A 16,044-nucleotide genomic window follows, 5' to 3' on the forward strand; every position below is an offset into this window, starting at 1 on the left:
CAGCGTTATATCTGAAAAGCCTTTACTTGATTCATAGCAGTTAAAGCTGTCTTATCTTTTTTACACTGTTCGAGTGCTCTGGACAACTTTTCATGAAACCGCTGATTTGAATATATCTGAGCGATATCTTTACCCGACATCGTCATTATGTTTCCATCGTTTTTCCTGTAATTTTTAATAAAACTTTCAATATCAAACTTAAACTCATCATTGAAGATGTTTTCAAATTCAGATGTCGCAATCTCCGGATAACAACCTGAGAGAATGGAGAACAGAAAAAAAGCCATATGATCTGTTGCTGCCGCAATGACCTCATCATTGCTTTCTCTACCTTCCAAATTAATTTCATTCATTTTTATTTTTCTTCTCTGTCAGTTTCTTTTCGAGCATTGCGGAAAAAGTGTTATTAAGCTGCATTGCCTTTCCCTTTTCAGTATTTTTTGTCATTGTATCAGGCTGAATAACACTTCCCGATTCATGATATAACTTAATATCGTCTTTTTCATGAGCATTTTGATATAATTTTTATTTCTTTGCTCTTTTCTCAGACTTTCATTTTCTCTGGCTCTGACCCCGTTACTTAACCAGGTTTTTCGTTGTACATCTGTCGAGCTGGCGAAAGTCAGTAGAAAACCAATTAACAAATCATGATTAATATCCAGCCCCCAGATACTTTGCCACCTCACCGCCAAGCACAATTGGTTCCGGACACGTCAGTGCCATCCGGTTCGGTCAGCAAATCATCTCTGAATTTAGACGCGACCGCCTTCACAGGGAGGTGGCCCGCACTCAGGGAACCCGTGAACAGACCCGCCGGTATGACAGTCTCGGCAGACGTACCGGGCAGCGCAGTTTCTCACCCGACCTGCCGGAACAGACAATCTTCGAACGCGCCTTCAACTACACCGGGCGTGGAGAATTGTCAGACGTCAGTGACACCCTGCGTGGCAACACAATTTACGGCTATGATGAGGAAGGCCGTTTTCTCAGGCACTACGAAGCCCGTCCGGACCTCAGTAACAGGAGGTTCCGGTACGACGCTGCGGATAACCTGCTGCCGGATGATGACCTTCCTGCCCTGTCGCTGAGGGATAACCGCCTCACGCACTGGCAGAACCTGTTTATGAAATACGACTGGTGGGGTAACCTGGTCTTTCGCCGAAGTGGTCTGTATGAACAGCATTATGTATACGACGCGGAAAACCGCCTGATACGGGCCGGGGGCAATGGACCAGAAGGCAATTTTACCGCCCGCTACCATTATGACGCCCTGGGCCGCCGCACACGCAAAACGGTCACCATGCCACACGGCACCACAAAGACCCGCTTTCTGTGGCAGGGATACCGGCTGTTGCAGGAACAGCAGCAGAACGGACAATGTCAGACATATGTTTACGACCCGAACGAAACATACAGCCCGCTGGCGCGTATTGACCATTTGCGTGACGAAACCAGCGGAGAGGTTCTCTGGTTCACAACCGATCTGAACGGTGCACCGCTCGATATCACTGATGAACAGGGACAACTCCGGTGGAGCGGTCATTACGGGAGTTTTGGTGAGGTTGCACGACAGACGGAAGGCTTCCACAGATTCACGCAGCAAACTGCCCTCGCTCATCAGCCACTGCGCTATGCCGGGCAGTACGCAGACAGTGAAACGGGATTACACTATAATATGTTCCGTTATTACGATCCGAAGGTTGGACGGTTTACGGTGCAGGACCCGATTGGATTACTGGGAGGCTGGAATCTTTATCAGTATGCACCGAATCCGCTGGGTTGGATTGATCCGTGGGGGTTAGCTAACAGGCCAAATAATGGTGAATATCATATTTTTCATGATTATTCACTTGACCCTCAATATCGATATTCCAGTGATGCAGTCCAGTTCAACAGAGCTAATGTGGATTTTGTTCAGAAAATGGAGACGAATCTGGAATTTCGCCAAGATATGCTCAACAGATATCCAAAACTAAATGACTGGCTCAAAGATGGGGATATGAGCAGAAGTCCTTCGGGATTAACCTGGCATCACCATGAAGATATAAACAGACTGACTCTGGTCGACAGAGCAGACCACAGATCTAATCATTCTTTATATCATCCAACTGGTAAAGGTGGACGTGATATATGGGGTGGTGGAAAACCTGGACGACAAGGTAAGCTTGATGGTCCTACTGGTAGAAAAATTTGTAGCTAAACCTAAATAAAAAGGGGATAGTATGTCGATTAAAGGTAACCATATGAAATTGAAAGATATAATTGACATCATGGTTAAATCGCGTTGCGAAGATGATAATTTTTGCATTTATGGCTCAGACGGAGAGTTATTCGGAGAAAAAGAATATTTTGTCTCCGGTTATCCACAGGTAGATGAAAACGATAAAGAAGTCTATCCGCAAGATGCGGCTAGCAGAGGTTTATCATATATTTATTCTGGTGAGCAGTTTGCTGATGTAATCTTATCAGTAATCGAACAAAAACCTTCTGCCAGTAATCAAGATTTTATTGATGCTTTAAACTATTACCTTGAAAATGATGATTTTTTAGATTTCTGACATTTATCCAGACAGCCTGCACACTATTTTTAAGGGTTGCAGGCTGTATTAAACTATTTTCAGCACCATCTTCACCAGAAATTAACTGAGGATATGAACAGACGTTAGTCTCGCGAGGGCAATAACTTGTAATCATTTCATGACATTCGTGAAAGCCATTATTCTAACTTAATTCTTTTGTTGAGGATGATTTTCAAACAGCCCTCGCTCATCAGCCATTGCGCTATGCCGACAGTGAAACGGGATTACACTATAACCTGTTCCGTTATTACGATCCGCAGGTCGGGCGTTTTACGGTGCAGGTGACCTGCCCCCAGTATTAGCTACAACCGTCAGTTAGTAATGTCGGTTTGTTTACCTTCACATTTTCCATTTCGCCACCGTGTTGCAAACTCTGATGGCGTCTGATAATTCAGTGCCGAATGTGGCCGACACTCGTTATAATCCTGTCGCCAGCCATTAATCGTTTTCCGGGCATGAAGAATATCGCTGAACCAGTGTTCATTCAGACACTCATCGCGAAAGCGTCCGTTAAAACTCTCAATAAATCCGTTCTGCGTTGGCTTACCTGGCTGGATAAGCCGTAGTTCCACACCATGCTCAAAGGCCCATTGATCGAGCGCGCGGCAGGTAAATTCCAGGCCCTGATCGGTTCTTATTGTCGTCGGATAGCCCCGAAATAGCGCGATGCTGTCCAGAATACGCGTGACCTGAACGCCTGAAATACCGAAAGCAGCGGTGATCGTCAGACACTCCTTCGTGAAATCATCCACACAGGTCAGGCACTTGTTCCTGCGACCGTTGGCCAGTGCGTCCATAACGAAATCCATCAACCATATAAGGTTCGGCGCATCCGGGCGCAGAAGCGGAAACCGTTCGGTCGCAAGCCCTTTACGGCGTCGTCTGCGTTTTACGCTCAGTCCATTAAGGTGGTAAATACGGTATACCCGCTTGTGATTGACGTGAAGGCACTCCCTACGCAGCAACTGCCAGATGCGCCGATAACCAAAACGTCTGCGTTCAAGCGCCAGCTCAGTAATACGCCCTGATAAATGTGCATCAGCAGCCGGACGCTGAGCATCATAACAGCAGGTCGACAGGGACAAACCTGTAAGCCTGCAGGCACGACGTTGCGACAAACCGGTCGCATCACACATCAACACCACGGCTTCACGCTTCTGCCCTGTCGTCAGTACTTTCGCCCCAGAGCCACCTGAAGCGCCTCCTTATCCAGCATGGCTTCGGCAAGCAGCTTCTTGAGCCTGGCGTTCTCTTCCTCAAGCGACTTCAGGCGCTCAACCTCGGGCACCTCCATACCGCCATACCTCTTACGCCAGGTGTAAAAGGTGGCGTCGGAAATGGCGTGCTTACGGCAGAGCTCACGGGCAGAAACCCCGGCTTCAGCCTCGCGGAGGATACTGATGATCTGTTCGTCGGAAAAACGCTTCTTCATGGGCATGTCCTCATGTGGCTTATGAAGACATTACTAACATCGCGGTGTATTAATCAACGGGGAGCAGGTCAACCGGTCAATCTGTCAGTAATACTCACTCAGGCCGTAAGATACTGATGATATTTGCAATAACGAATTTATTGTAATGTCTGTTTATCATCTTCAATGAAGCGTTTTTTCACACAGACAGGAAAACTGGAATCATGATAAAGCTGATTGGCATGATGGATTCTCCTTATGTACGCCGCGTGGCGGTCTCCCTGGAACTTTATGGCGTTGCGTTTGAAAGCCAGCCGTTGTCCGTATTCAGCTCATTTGAGGAATTTTCCCGGATTAACCCTGCGGTAAAAGCGCCAACGCTGGTTCTGGAGAATGGAACACGTCTGATGGACTCGTCTCTTATACTGAATTATTTTGAGGCTCAGGCCGTGCCTGAACGGAGACTCCTGCCCGTGACGCAGGATGCACTGGCGAACGATCTCCAGACGCTGGGCTTTATCCTCACCGCCGCGGAGAAAGCTGTGCAAAATGTGTACGAACACAATCTGCGCCCGGCGGAGAAACAACATAATCCGTGGATAGAACGTATTACCGTCCAGCTGCTGGCTGCCTGTCGGGAATGGAACGCGCTGCTGGAAGCACGCCCGGAAAACGCGGTGGCCGATCAGGTTGCTGTCACCAATACGGTTATCTGGACATTTATTCAGTCAATGATCCCTCACGTCGTTAACGCCGGGGATTTTAAAAGAATTCAGGCGGTAGCCGACGTTTTCGAAAACCAGGCGGCATTTAAAAAATACCCTTTTAGCTAACGCTTCGCTCGGCGTGTTATGGGCTTTTCAGCCCTTTTTTGCCGCACGGGATATTATCCTCATCTAAAAGATTCATATTTCTTTATTCTTATATGTAACCCAATGGAAAATATGAGAAACATTTCAATATAAAGCAATATTATGACGTCACAAGGTATCGTTATTCATCAGGGTATTATTGAGAACAAGCGGTCAGGAAATTAAACGGTTTCAATAAAAAAGCCTGCTTTAATTGCAGGCTTGCGCTTCTTGTCGACGGCGACAGGTGCTATAAGGGGCTTAAATCTGATAATCAATCGCCACTTCTTCTGGCTCCATCACCTGACGTTTAATCTCCTCCACGGACAGCCCGGCGTTGCAGAGTTCGATAAAGCGCCACACATAGTTGCGCTGCAGTTGTCCACGCTTCAGGCCTAGCCATACGGTATTGGCATCAAAGAGATGACGCGTATCCAGTCGTACCAGGTTCTCCGTCTCGCGTTCACCACCGGACTGTTCCGCCACCAGACCAATGCCCAGCCCCAGCTCGACGTAGGTTTTGATTACATCAGAGTCCTGTGCACTCAGCACCACATCCGGTGTTAAGCCTTTGCGGTTAAAGGCTTCATCAATGCGCGAGCGTCCGGTAATACCCTGCCGGTAGGTAATCAGTGGCCATTTCGCGATATCTTCCAGCGTCAGGGGCGTAACCTGATTCAGCGGATGGTCGACGGGAAGTAACAGACTGTGGTACCAGCGAAACCACGGGAAAGCCACCAGCAGCGGATCGTTGCTCAGGCGTTCACTGGCAATGCCGATATCTGCCCCACCGTTTTGCAACAGCACGTCAATTTCCTGCGGTGTGCCCTGGATAAGCTCCAGACGGACGTCAGGGAAAAGTTCACGGAAGGCTTTAATCACCGGCGGCAGGCTGTAACGCGCCTGGGTGTGGGTGGTGGCGATAGTGAGGACGCCCGAGGCGTCATTGGTAAAGAGATCCGCCAGGCGACGAACATTACTGGCCTCGTTGAGGATCCGCTCAGCGATGGTCAGCAAGGCTTTTCCCGGCTCCGTCATGCCAAGCAGACGCTTGCCGCGACGGATAAAAATCTCTATCCCCAGTTCTTCTTCCAGCTCGCGGATATGGCGACTGACGCCGGACTGAGAGGTATAAAGCATATTGGCGACCTCGGTCAGGTTGTAGTCCCGCCTGGCCGCCTCACGGATAATTTTAAGTTGCTGGAAATTCACGATTCACTCCGGCGCATCTGACATAACGCTATTGTTAGAGTCAGCCGACCTGCAGAACAAATAATAAAAACCAGCATCTTATGCTTTTATGGAATATCAACTCACCAGCTGCAGCTCACGGTTCTCCAGAGACGGTTTGCTGACCAGCGACATCAGAATCTCTTTTACCGCCTGCGCCTGAGGTGACAGCGATCCGCGCGCGGACATATTCAGCGACAGCGGTAAGCTCATCGAAGGCGTGGTGATGCGCGCCATCCAGCCGTTTGCCGCGCTGCACAGCGAACGTGCTGCGGATTCAGGCAGGACGGTCACACCCATACCGCTGGCTATAGCGGCGGTTAGCGTGGAGATGGAATCAATTTCACCGATAATTTTTGCCGTCAGGCGGCGCAGGGAGAACGCTTCATCCACACGCACGCGCACCGCGCTGTAGTCACGCGGCAGGAAAAGATTCATTTCTGCAACGGCCGTCAGATCGACGCTCTGCCCCGGACAGTCGCGGGTGCCCACAAGGTAGAGATCTTCTTTCAGCAGCGGCTGGCTGGTGATCCCGGCCACCGGTGAGCGGTCGTACAGCACCGCCATATCCAGCTGGCCGCTAAGAAGTTTGTCATTTAGCACAGAACCGCTGTTCTCATGCAGGTAAACCAGTACTTCTGGCAGCTCTGCGCGGACGGCCTGCAGCAGCGGCATGGTAATAGAGGACGCGGCCGTTCCCGGAGCCAGCCCAATGGATACGTGGCCGCTCAGCGTCTGGCCCACGTTATTCACCGCCAGCTGCGCCTGTTCGCACTGGCGAAGGATGGTGCGCGCATGGGTATACAGGATTTTGCCTGCTTCCGTTGGCGTCACGCCACGTTTGGTGCGGATCAACAGCTGCTGATCCATCTCGCCTTCCAGAGTAGCCACCTGCTGGCTCAGCGCAGGCTGCGCGATATGCAGCACTTCCGCCGCTTGAGTCAGGCTGCCGATATCGACGATTTTTACGAAGTATTTCAGTCGTCTTAAGTTCATTTTGCCCCCTGTTCGAAATGCTGTGCCGGTACTGGCTTTTCATTGTTGATAGGGTTTTGCAATATGAATGCCAGTTTTACGAAGAGGTCTGATTTGTCGCTAAGCGGCTGAAAATAAGGAAAGCTAATCATAAGCAGCGGTTTTATTACTGAAACAGCAGTTTATGATCTGCCCCATTAGGGGTATGTGCGCACCATTACGGTGCATTCCGGCGTCAAAAACGCCATTTTGCTGATTTTGTCAGCAAACGATCAAAAGGCGTTGATCCACCCTTTGACAAGGCCGGCTGACGTCGATAATATGCGCCCCGTTCACACGATTCCTCTGTAGTTCAGTCGGTAGAACGGCGGACTGTTAATCCGTATGTCACTGGTTCGAGTCCAGTCAGAGGAGCCAAATTTGAAAAGCCTGCTTTTATAGCAGGCTTTTTGCTTTTCTGGGGCAGGTAAAATTGCCCTCAGTTGCCGAGCTTAACCGGCATCCCTGACCGACGTTCCAGTTCCGCGCCCGCCCCCTCGTTGACAAGCTCGGTTCGCAGCGAGGCAGATATCGGCAAAGGCACTTTCCGGGTCGATTCAAATTCCGCCCGGTTCCGTGATAGCGGTTCATGCACCTCAACCCAGCGGCTGCCGTCCGGCTCTGTCGTCACTTTAACGGGCTGATCGATAAGCTGTACACGGGTGCCTACCGGGACGTTATCGAAAAGATATTTAATGTCGTTATTGCGCAGACGAATACAACCCTGGCTCACCCGCAGTCCGATGCCAAAATTGGAGTTTGTCCCGTGAATGGCATACAGCCTGCCAATATAAATCGCATACAGTCCCATTGGGTTATCGGGCCCGGCGGGCACGAATGCAGGCAGCGTTTTCCCCTCTGCCGCATAGGCGCGTCGCGTATTCGGCGTAGGAGACCAGGTGGGGCCTTCCTGCTTACGTTCTACCGCTGTGACCCAGTTTCGCGGGGTTTCGCGCCCGGCCTGACCAATGCCGATGGGTAACACTTCAACAGTGTTACTTCCCGGTGGGTAATAGTAGAGGCGCATTTCTGCCGCATTAACGATAATTCCCTCGCGGACGGTGTCAGGCAAAATCAGCTGCTGGGGTATCACCAGTCGCGTACCGGATTTAGGCAAAAAAGGATCCACGCCCGGGTTCGCTTCCAGCATATTGCTCAGACCCTGCCCGTATTGCGCGGCAAACGCTTCGAGCGGTAGCGTATTGTGATCCGGCACGGTAATGGTTTGCGAAGTGCCCACCAGCCGACTGCCTGTCGGCGGTAAAGGATAACTTACCGCCTGAACGCTCTGGCTGATAAGTAATGCAGCAAGACAACTCAACACATTTATACGACACATATTCCCTTCCTCAGTCGCACCTCGATTTGCTAAGCATAGCGTAGCCGCTTTGCATTACCCATCAGGAAATAAAATCAGTTTGCACACGCGCCCTGGCGCGGTAGTCTCATACGTTCCGTTTATATGACGGTGGCTATGTGAGTGACCTTTTCTTATACCAATAATTAGAAATACGTGCAGACAGGACAACTATGGACTCCACTCTCACCTCCACACATCCCAACGAGGAGACACCTTCCCTCAATCGTGCCCGCCGCGCAGCCCTCGGCAGCTTCGCGGGTGCCGTCGTCGACTGGTATGATTTTCTGCTTTACGGCATTACTGCCGCGCTGGTGTTTAACCGCGAATTCTTCCCCCAGATTAGCCCGGCAATGGGTACGCTCGCCGCGTTTGCTACCTTTGGCGTCGGCTTCTTGTTTCGTCCACTGGGCGGGGTGATCTTCGGCCACTTCGGTGACCGTCTCGGTCGCAAACGCATGCTGATGCTCACCGTCTGGATGATGGGCATCGCCACCGCGCTGATTGGCGTTCTCCCTTCATTTTCCGCCATTGGCTGGTGGGCGCCGGTGCTGCTGGTTACGCTGCGCGCCATTCAGGGCTTCGCGGTAGGCGGCGAATGGGGTGGCGCGGCGCTGTTATCCGTTGAGAGTGCCCCGAAGAACAAGAAAGCGTTTTACAGCAGCGGCGTGCAGGTGGGCTATGGCGTAGGTCTGCTGCTCTCCACCGGGCTGGTGTCGCTGATGAGCCATTTCACCACCGATGAACAATTCCTGAGCTGGGGCTGGCGCATTCCGTTTATCTTCAGCATCGTGCTGGTTGTCGCTGCCCTGTGGATCCGCAACGGCATGGAGGAATCTGCTGAGTTCGAACAACAGCGGCAAGAACCGCCCGTTGCCAGAAAACGACTGCCGGTGATGGAAGCGCTTGTCCGACATCCTGGCGCTTTTCTGAAAATTATTGCCCTGCGCCTGTGCGAACTGCTGACGATGTATATCGTGACCGCGTTTGCCCTCAATTATTCAACGCAAAATCTCGGTCTGCCCCGCGAGCTGTTCCTGAACATTGGCCTGCTGGTCGGCGGGATCAGCTGCCTGACTATCCCCTGCTTCGCCTGGCTGGCGGACAGGTTTGGTCGCCGTCGCGTCTATATCACCGGGGCGCTGATTGGCACCCTCAGCGCCTGGCCGTTCTTCATGGCACTGGAGACACAGTCGATCTTCTGGATTGTCTTCTTTGCCATCATGCTCGCTAACATCGCCCACGATATGGTGGTCTGCGTGCAGCAGCCCATGTTTACCGAACTGTTCGGGGCGAGCTATCGCTACAGCGGCGCGGGTGTAGGCTATCAGGTGGCAAGTGTGGTCGGCGGCGGGTTTACGCCATTTATTGCCGCCGCGCTGGTGACCTTCTCCGGCGGCAACTGGCATAGTGTGGCACTTTATCTGCTGGCCGGTTGCCTGCTGTCAGCAGCGACGGCGCTATTGATGAAAGAGACGAGCCACACCTGATCTCACTTTTGTTTCACAGGCGTGTGACATACTATCGGGTAGAGTCGCACACCTGTGGAACAAGGAGACAGAGATGAATAATAAGGGCTCCAGCCTGACCCCGGCTCAGGCACTGGAAAAACTCGATGCACTGTATGAACAGTCCGTCAACGCGCTGCGCAGCGCCATCAGTGAGTATATCGAAACAGGGAAACTCCCCGACGAAAAGGCCAGAAGTAAGGGCCTTTTTGTTTATCCATCGCTTTCCGTCACCTGGGACGGCAGCGCGACTAACACGCCGAAAACGCGCGCCTACGCACGCTTTACCCACTCCGGCTGCTACAGCACCACCGTCACCCGCCCTGCACTGTTCCGCCCTTATCTTGAAGAGCAACTCACGCTGTTGTATCAGGATTACGGCGCGCACATTGCCGTTGAACCCTCACAGCATGAGATCCCGTATCCGTATGTGATTGACGGTTCGGCATTAACCCTTGACCGCTCCATGAGCGCGGGGCTGACGCGCCATTTCCCGACCACCGAGCTGTCGCAGATTGGCGATGAGACGGCGGATGGTATCTACCATCCGGCAGAATTTTCACCGCTGTCGCACTTTGATGCCCGCCGCGTGGATTTCTCTCTGGCGCGCCTGCGTCACTACACCGGGACGCCCGTCGACCATTTCCAGCCCTTTGTACTGTTTACCAACTACACCCGCTATGTCGACGAGTTTGTCCGTTGGGGCTGTAGCCAGATCCTCGACCCGGATAGCCCTTACATCGCGCTGTCCTGCGCCGGCGGGATCTGGATCACCGCGGAAACCGAGGCACCCGAGCAGGCCATCTCCGACCTCGCGTGGAAAAAACACCAGATGCCTGCCTGGCACCTGATCACCGCTGACGGCCAGGGGATCACCTTAATTAACATCGGGGTTGGTCCGTCAAATGCCAAAACCATCTGCGACCATCTGGCGGTATTGCGCCCGGACGTGTGGCTGATGATTGGACACTGCGGCGGCCTGCGTGAAAGCCAGCTGATTGGCGACTACGTGCTGGCCCACGCCTATCTGCGTGATGACCATGTGCTTGACGCTGTGCTTCCACCGGATATTCCTATCCCGAGCATCGCCGAAGTGCAGCGTGCGCTGTATGACGCCACCAAAGAGGTGAGCGGTATGCCGGGTGAAGAGGTTAAACAGCGTCTGCGTACCGGTACGGTAGTGACGACGGATGACCGCAACTGGGAGCTGCGTTACTCCGCCTCCGCGCTGCGTTTCAACCTCAGCCGTGCCGTCGCGATTGATATGGAAAGCGCCACCATCGCCGCACAGGGATATCGCTTCCGCGTCCCTTACGGCACGCTGCTGTGCGTTTCCGACAAACCGCTGCACGGCGAAATTAAGCTTCCGGGTCAGGCCAACCGTTTCTATGAAGGGGCAATCTCCGAACATCTGCAAATCGGCATTCGCGCCATTGATTTGCTGCGTGCGGAAGGTGACAGGCTGCATTCCCGTAAATTACGTACCTTCAACGAGCCGCCATTCCGCTAACCAGAACAAGGAATCACCATGCACACCCCATCACGCTTATCGGCCCTGCGCCGATGGCTACAGGAAAACAATCTTGATGGCATGATCGTGCCGCGCGCGGATGCCTGGCAGAGTGAGTATTGCGCGCCGTACGATGAAAAGCTGGCCTGGCTGACGGGCTTTGATGGCTCCGCAGGTCTGGCGCTGATACTGAAAAACACAGCGTTGCTGTTTGTCGATGGCCGCTATCAGGTTCAGGCTCGCCTTCAGGTCAATATGGATGAAATTGAAATCCACCATTTGCACAATGAACCGCTGGCCGAATGGCTCACAGCCAACGTCGGGTCTGGCATGCGTATTGGATTTGAAGCACTGCTGATGACCAATACGGAGTTCGGGCAACTGTCTGCAACACCCTGTGAACTGGTTCCGCTCAGTCAGTCGCCGTTTGATACCTTATGGCACGATCGCCCTGCCGCGCCGGCGGGACGTATTCGAGAAATGCCGGTGGAGGTCAGTGGCGAAAGCAGCCTCGCCAAACGTCAGCGCGTTGCCGCCGTGCTGGCCGCACACGATGCCGATTATCTGGCCGTGACTCTGCCGGATAACATCGCCTGGCTGTTGAACGTGCGTGGCGCCGACATTCCATCCAGTCCTGTTCCCCTCTCCTTTGCCCTTCTTGACCGTGACGGTAGCGTGGAGTGGTTTGTTAACGACAATAAGCTCAGCGAGCTACCCGAGAGCGTGAGAAGCGCATTCAGGATTGCGCCGCAGGATGCCTTTATCGAACGCTGCCAGCGCCTGTCACAAGGTAAGCGGGTGATGGTTGATGCCGATTCCGCACCGGTCGCCCTGCGCTTTGCCATTGAGCCAGAGGGCGAAATAGTCTGGCGAACCGATCCCATCACTCTGATGAAAGCCACTAAAAACCCGGTCGAACTTGCCGGGTACCGCGAGTGTCATCACCAGGACGGTGCTGCCTGGGTGAATTTCCTGGCCTGGCTAAGCCGTGAAGTCCCCCTGCGTGAGGCGGCGGGAAAACCGCTGACGGAGCTGGAAGCGCAGGCGCAGCAGCTTGCGTTCCGTAAACAGCAGCCTGGATTTATTGAGCAAAGTTTTGCCACCATCTCCGCCTCCTCCAGTAATGCGGCGATGTGCCACTATCACTCAAGCGAAGCCAGCAATAAGCCCATCGGTCATCATCATTTTTACCTTAATGATTCCGGCGGTCAGTACCATAACGGCACCACTGACGCCACGCGTACGCTGGCATGGGGTAGCGTGCCGCCACAGCAGAAGTTGCACTATACCGCCGTACTGAGAGGGTTCCTGTCGTTGATAACCTTACCGTTCCCCTCCGGCAGCCAGGGCCATCAGCTTGATGCCTTCGCGCGTCGCCCGCTGTGGGAAATGGGGCTGGATTACGATCACGGGACAGGGCATGGGGTAGGACATCAGTTGCTTATCCATGAGAACCCGCATCGTCTCGCCAAAAAGGTTAACCCGTGGCCCCTGGTGGCCGGCACCATCATGACTATCGAGCCTGGATATTATCTGGCGGACAGCCATGGGATCCGCATTGAAAACCAGGTGGAGATTGTCGAAAGCCGTCCGGGATTCTGCACGTTTTCCTCACTGACGCTGATCCCGATCGACCTGAGCCAGGTCGAGTTACAGCTGTTGAACGAACAGGAAAAACAGTGGCTGGATGAGTATCATCAGCAGGTGCGTGAGGCCCTGTTACCGTTGGTCGACAGTGACGCGCGGCAATGGTTGCTTGAGGCGACGATGCCGGTTGGGGTTAACCACTAGAACTATCAGGTGGATGCCGGGCGGCGGTTTCGCCTGACCCGGCGGTAAGCCCGTCGCATCGGACCTTTTCAGGACGTAGAAAAGCAAAAAGCCTGCTATAAAAGCAGGCTTTTTAAATTTGGCTCCTCTGACTGGACTCGAACCAGTGACATACGGATTAACAGTCCGCCGTTCTACCGACTGAACTACAGAGGAATCGTGTGAACGGGGCGCATATTATCGATGCTCCCCGATGATGTCAAAGGCAGAATGCATATTTCTGACTGTTTGCCGAATTATTCTCCACTTCGCGCATTTGTCAGGCATTCTGTTGATTCTGTGGTCGTTGGTTCCTGTTTTATTCGCGGGTATTTCCAGAGCCAGCGCCCACTGACCATACGCCAGTAGAACAACGCCCCACGCACCGCCCAGTCAAGGAACATCCCCAGCCAGACGCCGACTACCCCCATGCCAAGCATGACCCCGAGCGTGTAACCCACCACCACGCGGCAACCCCACATGCCGAGCATCGACACCCACATCGCGAAGCGTGCATCGCGTGCCCCTTTCAGCCCGGCAGGCAGAACCCATGAAGCCGCCCAGATGGGCATAAAGGCCGCGTTCAGCCAGATCAGGATCTTAACGACCTCTTTGACATCATCTTCGTGGGTATAAAAAGAGGCCATAAGCCCGGCAAAGGGGGCGCTTCCCCAGGCGATCAGCGTCAGGCCAATGGTTGACAGCCAGAAGACGTGCCGCAACTGCCGTTCCGCCTGCCCTATCTGCCCTTTCCCCAGCCGTTTACCGGTGATGATGGTCGACGCCGAACCGAGGGCATTGCCCGGCAGGTTTATCAGGGAGGCGATGGAGAAGGCAATAAAGTTACCGGCGATAACGTCAGTCCCCATCCCGGCGACAAACATTTGCGTCAGCAGCTTGCCCCCGTTAAACAACACGGATTCAATACTGGCGGGAATACCAATTCCCATCACTTCCCAGATAATGGCGAAGTTAAAGGGGCGGAAATAGCTCTTCAGCGTAAGGCGCAGTGACGGCGTGATCCCCGCCATCAGCACCCCGAGAATGGCGGCCGCACCGATATAACGTGAAATCGTTAACCCCAGCCCGGCACCCACGAACCCGAGCCCGTCCCAGGAGAAGACGCCGTAGATCAGCACGCTGCTGATCATAATATTCAGGATGTTCATCCCGCCGTTTATCAGCAACGGAATTTTGGTGTTGCCCGCGCCGCGCAGCGCGCCGCTGCCAATCAGCGCGATGGCTGCAGCCGGATAACTCAGGACCGTCATTTCCAGGTAGGTCAGCGCCAGGTCTTTAACTTCATTTGTGGCCTCACCGGCGACAAAATCGATAATTTCCCTGCCAAAATAGTGGATCACCGCCGCCAGCACGATCGAGAAAATGGTCATGATCATCAGCGACTGTCGGGCAGCCTCGCGCGCACGTTTAGGATCGAGCTTGCCGAGGCTAAAGGCGACGACAACTGTCGTCCCGAGGTCAATGGCGGCAAAAAAAGAAATAACCACCATGTTAAAGCTGTCCGCCAGCCCGACACCGGCCATCGCCTCTTTACCCAGCCAGCTGACCAGGAAGGTACTCAGCACCCCCATCAACAGAACGCAGGTGTTTTCCAGGAAAATAGGCACGGCAAGGGGGGTGATTTCACGCCAGAAAAGAACACGATAGCTTTTACGCTTTGCATACCATGGCGTGCGCATAATCGCCTGGCGTAGGGGGGCAGTGACGTTCAAAATGGACCTTAACGAGAAAGTTGAAACTCCATTTCAAATGATGGGGGAGAAATGCTAAACCTGCAAAGTATTTTCCATAAAAAGATGTGTGGATTTACAACAAACTGTCGACAGAATCATCAATCGATCGCTAATCGCTAAGATCAGGTTTGACAAAACTTTTTTCGCCGCTAAGATAAGCCTCCACAACGATTCCTCTGTAGTTCAGTCGGTAGAACGGCGGACTGTTAATCCGTATGTCACTGGTTCGAGTCCAGTCAGAGGAGCCAAATTTAAAAAGCCTGCTTTTATAGCAGGCTTTTTGCTTTGCTGGTGAGGGAAAATGAACGCTCTGTTTGTCTACGGCACGCTACGCCCGGGTCACGCGAATGCACATATTCTTGAAAACATCGGTGGCGAATGGCAGGCCGGTTTTGTCACCGGGACGTTTTACGAACGTGGCTGGGGGGCGGCGGCAGATTTTCCGGGGATAGTGCTGCACCCGGACGGCCCACGCGTGGAGGGCTTTCTGTTTATCTCTGATAGCCTGAGTGCACACTGGCCAATGCTGGACGAATTTGAAGACGGCTACGATCGGGTTGAGGTCAATGTGACCACGCCGGATGGAACACAGGTCAACGCCTGGATTTATCAGCTACAGCCGCGTACTGCGTAATAAAAAAGGCTCTCTGTCACCAGAGAGCCTTTTTTGTATTCATCGGCGATTACTCGCTTTTGGCTTCACCGTTTTTGATTTCGCCCATTACTTTCAGTTTCTTGGAGATATCACGGCGTTCTTTAGACAGCTCAGCGTTTTTGATGATGTAGTCATCAACGCGGTCTTCGTAGTCGCTCTTCATGCTGGCGATGATGCCCTGAATAGCCTCAACGCTCATGCCTGGCTTGATGTAGTCGCTCAGGTTATCGAGCAGCAGGACACGTTTCTGGTTGTCACGGATCTTCTTCTCAACGTCCTGGATTTCACGCTGCAGTTTGTTTTTGCGGCGGAACAGGCGGACGAATTCCAGAACATCCTGGAACGAAGGCTTGGTAGTTTCCATTT

Annotated in this window: 13 protein-coding genes, 3 tRNA genes and 2 pseudogenes; 10 read left to right on the forward strand and 8 right to left on the reverse strand. The window is 52.9% G+C overall.

The genetic code is table 11. The features are described 5' to 3' along the window. Positions 1-5: 5 nt before the first annotated feature. On the reverse strand, positions 6-353 hold the full coding sequence (locus AAIR21_RS01540; RefSeq protein ID WP_183516171.1) for a hypothetical protein: 348 nt from the start codon (positions 351-353) through the stop codon (positions 6-8). Between the two features lie 347 nt (positions 354-700). Here AAIR21_RS01540 and AAIR21_RS01545 point away from each other — a divergent pair. The 3 genes and pseudogenes from AAIR21_RS01545 to AAIR21_RS01555 form a co-directional block, all read left to right on the forward strand. Beyond that, a pseudogene (locus tag AAIR21_RS01545) lies at positions 701-2,200 on the forward strand (RHS repeat-associated core domain-containing protein); the annotation flags it as partial. 22 nt (positions 2,201-2,222) lie between these two features. Next, a complete protein-coding gene (locus tag AAIR21_RS01550; protein ID WP_020883305.1) occupies positions 2,223-2,558 on the forward strand; it encodes a DUF7716 domain-containing protein in 336 nt (111 codons plus the stop codon). A gap of 194 nt (positions 2,559-2,752) precedes the next feature. Then, a pseudogene (locus AAIR21_RS01555) lies at positions 2,753-2,860 on the forward strand (RHS repeat-associated core domain-containing protein); the annotation flags it as partial. A 30-nt stretch (positions 2,861-2,890) separates the two neighbouring features. Here AAIR21_RS01555 and AAIR21_RS01560 read toward each other — a convergent pair. Further along, positions 2,891-4,011 (reverse strand): IS3 family transposase gene (locus AAIR21_RS01560; RefSeq protein ID WP_183516169.1). Its coding sequence is split into 2 segments (ribosomal slippage): positions 2,891-3,753 and positions 3,753-4,011, totalling 1,122 coding nucleotides; the frame shifts between segments, so codons are not numbered across the junction. Between the two features lie 203 nt (positions 4,012-4,214). Between AAIR21_RS01560 and AAIR21_RS01565 the strand changes: the two genes are divergently transcribed. Next, positions 4,215-4,823, forward strand: coding sequence for a glutathione S-transferase family protein (locus AAIR21_RS01565; protein ID WP_138614285.1), 609 nt, complete (start codon positions 4,215-4,217; stop codon positions 4,821-4,823). Between the two features lie 279 nt (positions 4,824-5,102). On the opposite strand, the gene cbl is transcribed toward AAIR21_RS01565, so the two are convergent. Further along, positions 5,103-6,053, reverse strand: a complete 951-nt coding sequence (gene cbl / locus AAIR21_RS01570; RefSeq protein ID WP_138614287.1) for an HTH-type transcriptional regulator Cbl — start codon at positions 6,051-6,053, stop codon at positions 5,103-5,105. 96 nt (positions 6,054-6,149) lie between these two features. Continuing rightward, the gene (nac, locus tag AAIR21_RS01575) at positions 6,150-7,067 is read right to left on the reverse strand and encodes a nitrogen assimilation transcriptional regulator NAC (RefSeq protein WP_014170773.1); all 918 of its coding nucleotides are present in this window, start codon (positions 7,065-7,067) and stop codon (positions 6,150-6,152) included. A 320-nt stretch (positions 7,068-7,387) separates the two neighbouring features. Between nac and AAIR21_RS01580 the strand changes: the two genes are divergently transcribed. After that, a tRNA-Asn gene (locus tag AAIR21_RS01580) sits at positions 7,388-7,463 on the forward strand. A 61-nt stretch (positions 7,464-7,524) separates the two neighbouring features. Here the strand turns inward: AAIR21_RS01580 and ldtA are convergent. Next, a complete protein-coding gene (ldtA, locus tag AAIR21_RS01585; RefSeq protein ID WP_063858302.1) occupies positions 7,525-8,424 on the reverse strand; it encodes a L,D-transpeptidase in 900 nt (299 codons plus the stop codon). A 191-nt stretch (positions 8,425-8,615) separates the two neighbouring features. On the opposite strand from ldtA, the gene shiA reads away from it, so the two are divergent. The 3 genes from shiA to AAIR21_RS01600 all read left to right on the forward strand — a co-directional run bounded on the left by shiA (position 8,616) and on the right by AAIR21_RS01600 (position 13,251). Further along, positions 8,616-9,932, forward strand: coding sequence for a shikimate transporter (gene shiA, locus AAIR21_RS01590; protein WP_183516168.1), 1,317 nt, complete (start codon positions 8,616-8,618; stop codon positions 9,930-9,932). Between the two features lie 73 nt (positions 9,933-10,005). After that, positions 10,006-11,460, forward strand: coding sequence for an AMP nucleosidase (locus AAIR21_RS01595; protein WP_014170778.1), 1,455 nt, complete (start codon positions 10,006-10,008; stop codon positions 11,458-11,460). A gap of 18 nt (positions 11,461-11,478) precedes the next feature. Further along, a complete protein-coding gene (locus AAIR21_RS01600; RefSeq protein WP_183516167.1) occupies positions 11,479-13,251 on the forward strand; it encodes an aminopeptidase P family protein in 1,773 nt (590 codons plus the stop codon). 119 nt (positions 13,252-13,370) lie between these two features. Here the strand turns inward: AAIR21_RS01600 and AAIR21_RS01605 are convergent. Together AAIR21_RS01605 and emmdR are read right to left on the reverse strand one after the other, a co-directional pair. Next, a tRNA-Asn gene (locus AAIR21_RS01605) sits at positions 13,371-13,446 on the reverse strand. Between the two features lie 80 nt (positions 13,447-13,526). Beyond that, positions 13,527-15,005: a multidrug efflux MATE transporter EmmdR gene (emmdR, locus tag AAIR21_RS01610; protein ID WP_431835325.1), complete on the reverse strand. Its 1,479-nt coding sequence runs from the start codon at positions 15,003-15,005 to the stop codon at positions 13,527-13,529. 190 nt (positions 15,006-15,195) lie between these two features. Here emmdR and AAIR21_RS01615 point away from each other — a divergent pair. Both AAIR21_RS01615 and AAIR21_RS01620 read left to right on the forward strand, forming a co-directional pair. Beyond that, a tRNA-Asn gene (locus tag AAIR21_RS01615) sits at positions 15,196-15,271 on the forward strand. Positions 15,272-15,324: 53 nt separating this feature from the next. Next, positions 15,325-15,657, forward strand: coding sequence for a gamma-glutamylcyclotransferase family protein (locus AAIR21_RS01620; protein WP_183516166.1), 333 nt, complete (start codon positions 15,325-15,327; stop codon positions 15,655-15,657). Positions 15,658-15,706: 49 nt separating this feature from the next. On the opposite strand, the gene AAIR21_RS01625 is transcribed toward AAIR21_RS01620, so the two are convergent. After that, a complete protein-coding gene (locus tag AAIR21_RS01625; RefSeq protein WP_008499467.1) occupies positions 15,707-16,042 on the reverse strand; it encodes a DUF496 family protein in 336 nt (111 codons plus the stop codon). Positions 16,043-16,044 lie beyond the last annotated feature (2 nt).

It is taken from the genome of Enterobacter sp. PTB (assembly GCF_051130085.1).
GTDB lineage: Bacteria > Pseudomonadota > Gammaproteobacteria > Enterobacterales > Enterobacteriaceae > Enterobacter > Enterobacter ludwigii.